A 7,882-nucleotide genomic window follows, 5' to 3' on the forward strand; every position below is an offset into this window, starting at 1 on the left:
GCCCCGCTCCGCATTCACCACGCGCTGCCGGCCCCCGCCCCGTCCCGTGTCCGTGCCCGGATCTTATGAGCAGCGCGCCCTCCCGCGCTCTGCCTGTGGACAACCACGCGACGCCGTCCCCCGCACGTCCTCGGGTGCTGTCCCCCGCACTTCTTCACAGGGCCCTACGGGCCGCCCGGTTGCCTGCGGGGAGCGCGACATACCTCACAAGAAGGTGGTGTCGCACGGCCCTTGCCAGGGTGCTACGAGGCAGGTGAGGACCGGATTTCGCCGGATCAGCAACGGTTTGCGCACGGTACGTAATGCGTCAATCGCCCCTATCTTCGGGACACATGTCTTCAGCCACTCTCAGTCCGACCGCCGCCGACAGCGCGCCGCCCGCCGAGGTCACCGTCACCGACCCGGCGATGGTCAAGCGCGCCGTGAAGGCGGCCGCGCTCGGCAACGCCATGGAGTGGTTCGACTTCGGCGTCTACAGCTATATCGCCGTCACCCTGGGCAAGGTCTTCTTCCCGTCCGGCAACGCCACGGTCCAACTCCTCTCCACCTTCGGCGCCTTCGCCGCCGCCTTCCTCGTACGCCCCCTGGGCGGCATGGTCTTCGGGCCGCTCGGTGACCGCATCGGCCGTCAGAAGGTGCTCGCCTTCACCATGATCATGATGGCGGCGGGCACGTTCGCGATCGGCCTGATCCCCTCGCACGCCTCCATCGGCGTCGGGGCCCCGGTCCTGCTGCTCGCGGCGCGCCTGGTGCAGGGCTTCTCCACCGGTGGTGAGTACGCGGGCGCCTCCACGTTCATCGCCGAGTACGCGCCGGACAAGAAGCGCGGATTCCTCGGCAGCTGGCTGGAGTTCGGCACCCTGGCCGGCTATATCGGCGGCGCCGGTCTCGTCACGCTGATGACGGCCCTGCTCTCCACGGACGACCTGCTCTCCTGGGGCTGGCGCATCCCGTTCCTGATCGCCGGCCCGATGGGTCTGATCGGCCTGTACCTGCGTATGCGCCTGGAGGAGACCCCGGCCTTCGCCGCCGAGCTCGACAAGGCGGAGGAGTCCCGTCCGAAGGTGAGGCTCCGTGAGATGGTCACCGGCCAGTGGCGCGCGCTGCTGCTCTGCGTCGGCCTGGTGCTTGTCTTCAACGTCACGGACTACATGCTCCTTTCGTACATGCCGAGTTACCTGACGGGTGAGCTCGACTACGACTCCACGCACGGCCTGCTCGTCGTCCTCGGCGTGATGGCGCTGATGATGGTCGTCCAGCCCTTCGCCGGCCGGCTCACCGACCGGGTCGGGCGCCGTCCCGTGATCGCCTTCGGCTGCGCCGGGTTCCTGCTTCTCTCCGTTCCCGCACTGCTGTTGATCCGGCAGGGCTCGCTGTTCGCCATCGCGCTCGGCATGGGCGCGCTCGGCCTGCTCCTGGTCTGCTTCACGGCGACGATGCCGTCCACGCTGCCCGCGCTCTTCCCGACCCGGGTGCGGTACGGCTCGCTGTCGATCGGCTTCAACGTCTCCGTCTCGATCTTCGGCGGCACGACCCCGCTGGTCGTGACGGCACTGATCGGCGCTACGGGCAACGTGATGATGCCCGCCTACTACATGATGGCCGCGGCCGTCGTCGGCGGTGTCGCCGTCTGGTTCATGACGGAGAGCGCCCGCCGCCCGCTGCCGGGTTCGGCGCCCTCGGTCGAGACGGAGCAGGAGGCCCAGGCGCTGCGGGCCGCGGGCCAGGGCGGCATCACGCCGGCCTGACCGCCCCCGGCCAGGCCCCGGATCCGCCGCCCCGGCCCCGGATCCTCCGCCCTGCCCCCGGCTCTACCCGTCCACTTCCGGTGCGCCCGCCTGCCAGGCCGTGAACAGCGGTACGGTGCCGCTGCCGTCGAGGACCACCACCCCGAACGGCCGGTCGTACGCGATGTGTTCGATGCGCTCGGGCGGGCGGTACGCACCGCCCAAGCGCATCGCCACCACCGTCACCGCGGCCGCTTCCACGCCCTGCTCGGCGACCTTGACCACCGCTTCCTGCACCACCTGCGAGACGGCCAGCGGCTCCGGCGAGAGCGCGGAGAAGTCGGCGGCGTCCTGGAACGCCTGCCGCACACCGAGCGCCACCAGGTGCGGCACGATCTCGACGGTGGAGCGCAGCGACAGCTTCGGCAGGGCGATCCGGACGGCGTCCGCGTCCAGCGGTCTGCGGCGGGCGACCGGGGCCCAGGCCAGTGGCAGTACGCGCGCGGGCGTCGCGCCGGGTGCCCCGAGCACGAACCGCACCTTGGCCGCCGCCGACGGGCCCGCGCCCGCGGGCGCGACACAGCCGAGCTCCACCACGCGCGCGGCACCCTCCTCGGCCGCCACCTCCCAGGCCTGGCCCGGCGGTACGGGACCGTGCATCGTCGCCACCTGGTGCCGCTCCCCCGCCGCGTCCGTGAACGCCTCGGGACGGGTGGCGTGGGCCTGGAACGGGTCCTGCCAACGCGCCTTCAGGGCAAGGGCGTTGACCAGGACGAGAAGCGTCTCGGGGGTGATCCGGACCGGGAGCCTCGACACGAGCCCGCCGGTCGCCCGGTTCACCCAGGCGTCGATCGCGTCCGGGTCCATCGGCCCGAACCCGATGTCGGGCAGCGCCTCGCGGTACGCGCGGTAGACGGGCACTCTGCTCCAGACGCCCGTGGCCACCGCGAGCGCGTCCGTGCGGGACAGGGCGCGGGCGCCCTCGGTCACCGCGCGGGCCGCGTCCTGCCCGGCGACCCCGAGCAGCTCGCGCAGCTCGTCGGCGGTGCTGCCGCGCGCGCCCGCCGCCACCGACGCCAGGGCGAGCCAGAGGCCCGCCGGTGAACACACGAAGTCCTCTTCCCCACCGCCCACATGCGGCAGCCAGCGCTCGGCGAGGCGCCCCACCTCGACGCCCGGCAGCACCTGCTCGATCTGCTCAGCCATGGCTCATCCCCCGTCCCCGTTCGCCCCGTTGGTACGTGTGGACCAGTATGCGAGGAGCCACTGACAATCGCCGGGGCAGTCACCGGGAACAGCCTCCCGAACAGTCGCCGGACCACCGAAGGGACCCCGCACCCACATGTCTCAGGACCCCGCAGCACACCGCTGGAACGCCGTGGACGCCTACTTCACCGAACTCCTCGCCCCGTCGGACGACGCCCTCGACGAGGCGCTGCGCGCCAGCGACGTCGCCGGGCTGCCGCGTATCGCCGTCGCCCCGAACCAGGGCAAGCTCCTCCAGCTCCTCGCCCAGATCCAGGGCGCCCGGCGCGTCCTGGAGATCGGCACCCTCGGCGGCTACAGCGCGATCTGGCTGGCCCGCGCCCTGCCCGCCGACGGCCGCCTCGTCACCCTGGAGGCCAACGCCGCGTACGCCGAGGTGGCCCGCGCCAACCTGGCCCGCGCGGGCGTCGCCGAGGTCGTCGAGGTGCGCACCGGCACGGCACTCGACTCGCTCGCCGCGCTGGTCGACGAGGGCGCCGAACCCTTCGACCTGGTCTTCATCGACGCGGACAAGCCCAACAACCCGCACTACCTGGAGTGGGCGCTCCGCCTGACCCGCCCCGGCTCCCTGATCATCGGGGACAACGTGGTGCGCGAGGGGGCGGTCGCCGACGCCGACACCACCGACCCCAGGGTGCGGGGTGTGCGCGACTTCCTGGCCATGACCGCGGAGCACCCCCGGCTTTCGGGCACCGCGCTGCAGACGGTCGGCAGCAAGGGGTACGACGGCTTCTCACTGGCGCGCGTCACGAGCTGACCCGGGCACCCTGAGGGCGGGCTCCCCTACGCCTCGTGGTGGAAGCCCACGTTCACCGTGCGCGGTCCGGTCCTGTCCTCGATCACCACTTCGCCGGAGCCCCCCACGGGCAGCGGCGCGCTCCCGCCGTACGCGAGCTCCTGCGCGCCGCCGCCCGTGACAAGGCGTACGCGCGAGGACGGGTCCGAATGCGAGCCGCGCAGCCAGCTGACGCTCCAGGTCAGGTCCTCGGCGCAGTGGAACTCCAGGTGCACGCGGGACACGAACAACCAGTCCTCGGGCGGTACGAGCCGGCACACGGCGCCGTCGCGGCCGACGCGCAGCACCGCGCCCGGCGTGCTGTCCTCGTCGGCCATGAGCATGCCCGCCGTCGCGCCGGCGTCCGCCTCCGCCACCGAGGCCATGGTGAGTTCGAGCACGTGCGCTCCTTCAAGTCGCGGTGTTCTCCCGGGAGTCGGGACGCTCTCCGGTACGGGTACGCGGTGGGGCGCGCCGCCAGATGATAGGTCGAGGCCGCGGCTTCCGTACGTGACTCGGCCCACACGCGTGCCCCGATCGGGCACCACGCGCGCGTGCGAGAGGATGGGCGCATGAGCATCGTGAAGATCAACGCCCTGACCGTTCCGCAGGAGCAGCGCGAGGTCCTGGAGAAGCGCTTCGCCGCCCGCGCGGGCACGGTGGAGAACGCCGACGGGTTCGAGTGGTTCGAGCTGCTCAAGCCTTTGGAGGGCACCGACCAGTACCTCGTGTACACCCGCTGGCGCGACGAGGCGGCGTTCCAGGCCTGGATGGAGGGCCCGATGAAGGCCGCCCACCAGGGCGGGGCCGAGTCGGGCGGGGAGCGCCCGAAGCCCGCGGCGACCGGCTCCACGGTCTGGACCTTCGAGGTCGTCCAGCAGGCGCCGCCCAAGCAGGCCTGATCCGCAGTCCGGGGGCGCGGCCCCGCGCCCCCGGAATCCCGTTGCACACGCGCGTGCCGCTCGTCGACGATCTAGGCATGACTGTGTGGACCGTCCGCCCCGAACCGTTCGACTCCGCCGCCGCTGCCGCGCTGTGGCGGGCGTACTACACCGAGGTGAGCGACCGGTGGTACGTACGTGAGACCGGGGAGCCGACGCCGCCCGCCGAGCTCGAACGCGGGGTCGCGGCGGAGAGCGGGGCCGAACTCGCGCCGCCGGACGGCCTGTTGCTCGTCGGCAGGTACGGCGACGTGGCCGGGGGGAGCGCCGGGGTGCGGTTCCTCGGGGACGGCCGCGCCGAACTGACCCGCGTGTACGTCGCGTCCGCGCTGCGCGGCACCGGTGGCGGCGGAGCCCTGATGGCGGCGGCCGAGAGGGCCGCACGGGACGCCGGGACCCGGGAGCTCGTGCTCGACACCCGCCTCGACCTGGTGGAGGCCCGCGCCCTCTACACCCGGCACGGGTTCCGCGAGATCCCCGCGTACAACACCGGCCCCTACTGCGAGATCTGGTACGGCAAGCAACTGTTGAACGCCTGACCGCCCGCACCCGGCTCACCCGTGAATCGGCCCCACGCGCGCGTGCACGATTCCACGACCAGCTCGACCAGCCCCCGGACCCGGCCCTCAGGTCCAGCCCTCAGGACCAGACCTCACATGCGCGCGCGCCCCCCGCTCCAGCTCCAGTGCCTTCATCACGCCGTCGTGCGGCCGTTCGCTGTCCGAGCCGCACAGTTCCGCGTTGAGCTCCTCGATGAGCTGGGCCAGGTCGACGGGGCGGTCCGGGGTCCACCAGTCGCCCAGGAGCTCCGCCAGGGACTCCTCGCGGGCCTTGCCGAGGCGGGCGGCGACCTCGCGGCCCGTGTCGGTGAGGACCATTTCGAGTCCGGTGCGGCGGGCGAGCCTGCGCTCCTCGACCTGGCGCGCGGCGGCCTGCACCACGGGCAGCGGTACGACGCTGCGCTCGGCGAGGCGGGCCGGTTCGACGGAGCCGTACCGCTGGATGCGAAGCAGCATCCAACTGGCCGCGGGCAGCAGGTCGTACCCCGCACGCGCGGTGATCTTCTCGTACACCTCACGGCGCCCCTCGCGCGTACCGAGTACCGAGAGGGCGCGCAGCACCTCGTCGTGCGAGGAGCGCTCGACGGGGTTGCTGGCCAGGGTCTCGCTGATCTCCGGCGCGGTGACCGAGCCGCGCAGCTTGTCCTCCTTGAGCAGCCAGGACAGGACGAACGCGAGCAGCGCGACCGGGGCCGCGTACAGGAACACGTCGGTGATCGCGGACGAGTAGGCGTGCAGCGCCAACGGGCGTGCCCCGGCCGGGAGTTGTGCCATCACGCGCGGGTCGGCCTCCAGGGCGGCGGCGGTGCCGGGCGGCACGTTCTGGCCCGCGAAGGCGGCGTTCAGCTTGTCGGCGAGCCGGTTCGCGAAGATCGTGCCGAAGATCGCGACGCCGAAGGAGGCGCCGATGGAGCGGAAGAACGTGGCGCCGGAGGTGGCGACGCCCAGGTCCTCGTACGAGACGGCGTTCTGCACGATCAGTACGAGCACCTGCATGACGAGGCCGAGACCGAGGCCGAAGACGAAGAAGTAGGCGCTCATCTCCAGGGTGGAGCTGGCCTCGTCGAGCTGGTGCAGGAGCAGCAGGCCGAGTGTGGTGACGGCGGTGCCGAGTACGGGGAAGACCTTCCAGCGTCCGGTGCGGCTGACGATCTGGCCGGAGGCGGTGGACGAGAGCAGCAGTCCGAGCACCATCGGCAGCATGTGCACGCCCGACATGGTCGGCGAAATACCGTGCACGACCTGCAGGAACGTCGGCAGGTAGACCATCGCGCCGAACATCGCGAAGCCCACCACGAAGCTGATCACCGCGGAGAGCGTGAAGGTGCGGATGCCGAACAGCTTCAGCGGAAGCACCGGCTCCGCCGCCCTGCGCTCCACCGCGACGAAGGCCACGAGCAGCACCACGGCGAGCACCGCGAGGCCGATGATCTTCGCCGAGCCCCAGGCCCAGGTGGTGCCGCCGAGCGAGGCGACGAGCACCAGACAGGTGGCGACCGCGGCGATCAGGAACGTACCCAGGTAGTCGATGACGTGCTTCGTCGCGCGTACCGGGATGTGCAGCGCGGCGGCGATGACGGCGAGCGCGACCACGCCGATCGGCAGGTTGATGTAGAAGACCCAGCGCCAGGAGAGGTGGTCGACGAAGAGGCCGCCGAGCAGCGGCCCGAGCACACTGGTGGCGCCGAAGACAGCGCCGAACAGGCCCTGGTACTTGCCGCGTTCACGGGGCGAGACGATGTCGCCGACGATGGCCATGGACAGCACCATCAGGCCGCCGCCGCCGAGTCCCTGCACCGCGCGGAAGGCGATCAGCTGCGGCATGTTCTGCGCCATGCCGCACAGCGCGGACCCGATCAGGAAGATCACGATCGCGGTCTGGAAAAGCTTCTTGCGCCCGTACTGGTCGCCGAGTTTCCCCCACAGCGGCGTCGCGGCGGTCGCGGCCAGCATGTACGCGGTGACGACCCACGACAGGTGCTTCATGCCGCCGAGTTCGCTCACGATCGTCGGCAGCGCCGTGGACACGATGGTCTGGTCGAGCGCGGCGATCAGCATGCCGAGCAGCAGTGCCCCGATGGAGACGAGCACATTGCGCCTGCTCCGCTCCTGGCCGGGGAGCGGTATCGGGGCCGAGCCGTCCGCGTGCTCCGTCGTCGTCATCGACGCCTCCTCGCAACCGCGCGCCGCGTGCGCCGCGGGGACGAGGCCCCGCTCTGGGGCCCGCCGCACCTTCCATCCTGGGCGGTGTGGCCGGTTATGGCCTGTCGAGTGGCTTCTCAAGCCCCTGGGCGGGGCGGGCGAAGGGCTGCATAATCGGCCGGGCACGCACCACCGGAGCCCCTCGGGGCTCGACCGGAGGGGGGCCAGGCGGTGAGCGCACGCAGTTGCCCGCAGTGCGGTACGCCGAGGGGCGCGGACGGCGGCCCGGCCTGCTCCTGCGGCCGGCGCACGGCGGACGCGGTACGCGACACCCGGAGCGCGGAGGCGGCCGCCGCCGAGGACTTCGATCCGCTGCGGATCCGGCCCTATGTGTCCCTGCCGGACGCCGAGTACGGGGACGAGTACGGGGACGGGGACCGGTACGAGGGCGAGTACGGCGGCGAGTTCGGG

At 72.0% G+C, this 7,882-nt stretch carries 7 protein-coding genes and 1 pseudogene; 5 read left to right on the forward strand and 3 right to left on the reverse strand.

What is annotated here, in order from left to right; all coding sequences use genetic code 11:
* Positions 1-332 precede the first annotated feature (332 nt).
* Positions 333-1,748 carry a glycine betaine/L-proline transporter ProP gene (proP, locus tag GUY60_RS30540; protein WP_161703667.1) on the forward strand — a complete coding sequence of 472 codons (1,416 nt, stop codon included), beginning with the start codon at positions 333-335 and terminating at the stop codon, positions 1,746-1,748.
* 63 nt (positions 1,749-1,811) lie between these two features.
* Here proP and GUY60_RS30545 read toward each other — a convergent pair whose 3' ends face one another.
* Positions 1,812-2,933: a serpin family protein gene (locus tag GUY60_RS30545; protein WP_161703669.1), complete on the reverse strand. Its 1,122-nt coding sequence runs from the start codon at positions 2,931-2,933 to the stop codon at positions 1,812-1,814.
* 136 nt (positions 2,934-3,069) lie between these two features.
* Here GUY60_RS30545 and GUY60_RS30550 point away from each other — a divergent pair, with 136 nt between their 5' ends.
* A complete protein-coding gene (locus tag GUY60_RS30550) occupies positions 3,070-3,750 on the forward strand; it encodes an O-methyltransferase (RefSeq protein WP_161703671.1) in 681 nt (226 codons plus the stop codon).
* Between the two features lie 26 nt (positions 3,751-3,776).
* Here GUY60_RS30550 and GUY60_RS30555 read toward each other — a convergent pair whose 3' ends face one another.
* Positions 3,777-4,169: a hypothetical protein gene (locus tag GUY60_RS30555; RefSeq protein ID WP_161703674.1), complete on the reverse strand. Its 393-nt coding sequence runs from the start codon at positions 4,167-4,169 to the stop codon at positions 3,777-3,779.
* Between the two features lie 171 nt (positions 4,170-4,340).
* Here GUY60_RS30555 and GUY60_RS30560 point away from each other — a divergent pair, with 171 nt between their 5' ends.
* Entirely contained in the window at positions 4,341-4,670 is a 330-nt protein-coding gene (locus tag GUY60_RS30560) for an antibiotic biosynthesis monooxygenase family protein (RefSeq protein ID WP_161703675.1), read from the forward strand.
* A 77-nt stretch (positions 4,671-4,747) separates the two neighbouring features.
* Entirely contained in the window at positions 4,748-5,248 is a 501-nt protein-coding gene (locus GUY60_RS30565) for a GNAT family N-acetyltransferase (RefSeq protein WP_161703677.1), read from the forward strand.
* A gap of 87 nt (positions 5,249-5,335) precedes the next feature.
* Here the strand turns inward: GUY60_RS30565 and GUY60_RS30570 are convergent, their stop codons facing one another.
* On the reverse strand, positions 5,336-7,432 hold the full coding sequence (locus GUY60_RS30570) for an MDR family MFS transporter (RefSeq protein WP_161703679.1): 2,097 nt from the start codon (positions 7,430-7,432) through the stop codon (positions 5,336-5,338).
* A 210-nt stretch (positions 7,433-7,642) separates the two neighbouring features.
* On the opposite strand from GUY60_RS30570, the pseudogene GUY60_RS30575 reads away from it, so the two are divergent.
* Positions 7,643-7,882, forward strand: a pseudogene (locus GUY60_RS30575) (peptidoglycan-binding domain-containing protein); the annotation flags it as partial.

Origin of the sequence: Streptomyces boluensis (genome assembly GCF_009908195.1) — a bacterium.
Classification (GTDB): Bacteria; Actinomycetota; Actinomycetes; order Streptomycetales; family Streptomycetaceae; genus Streptomyces; species Streptomyces boluensis.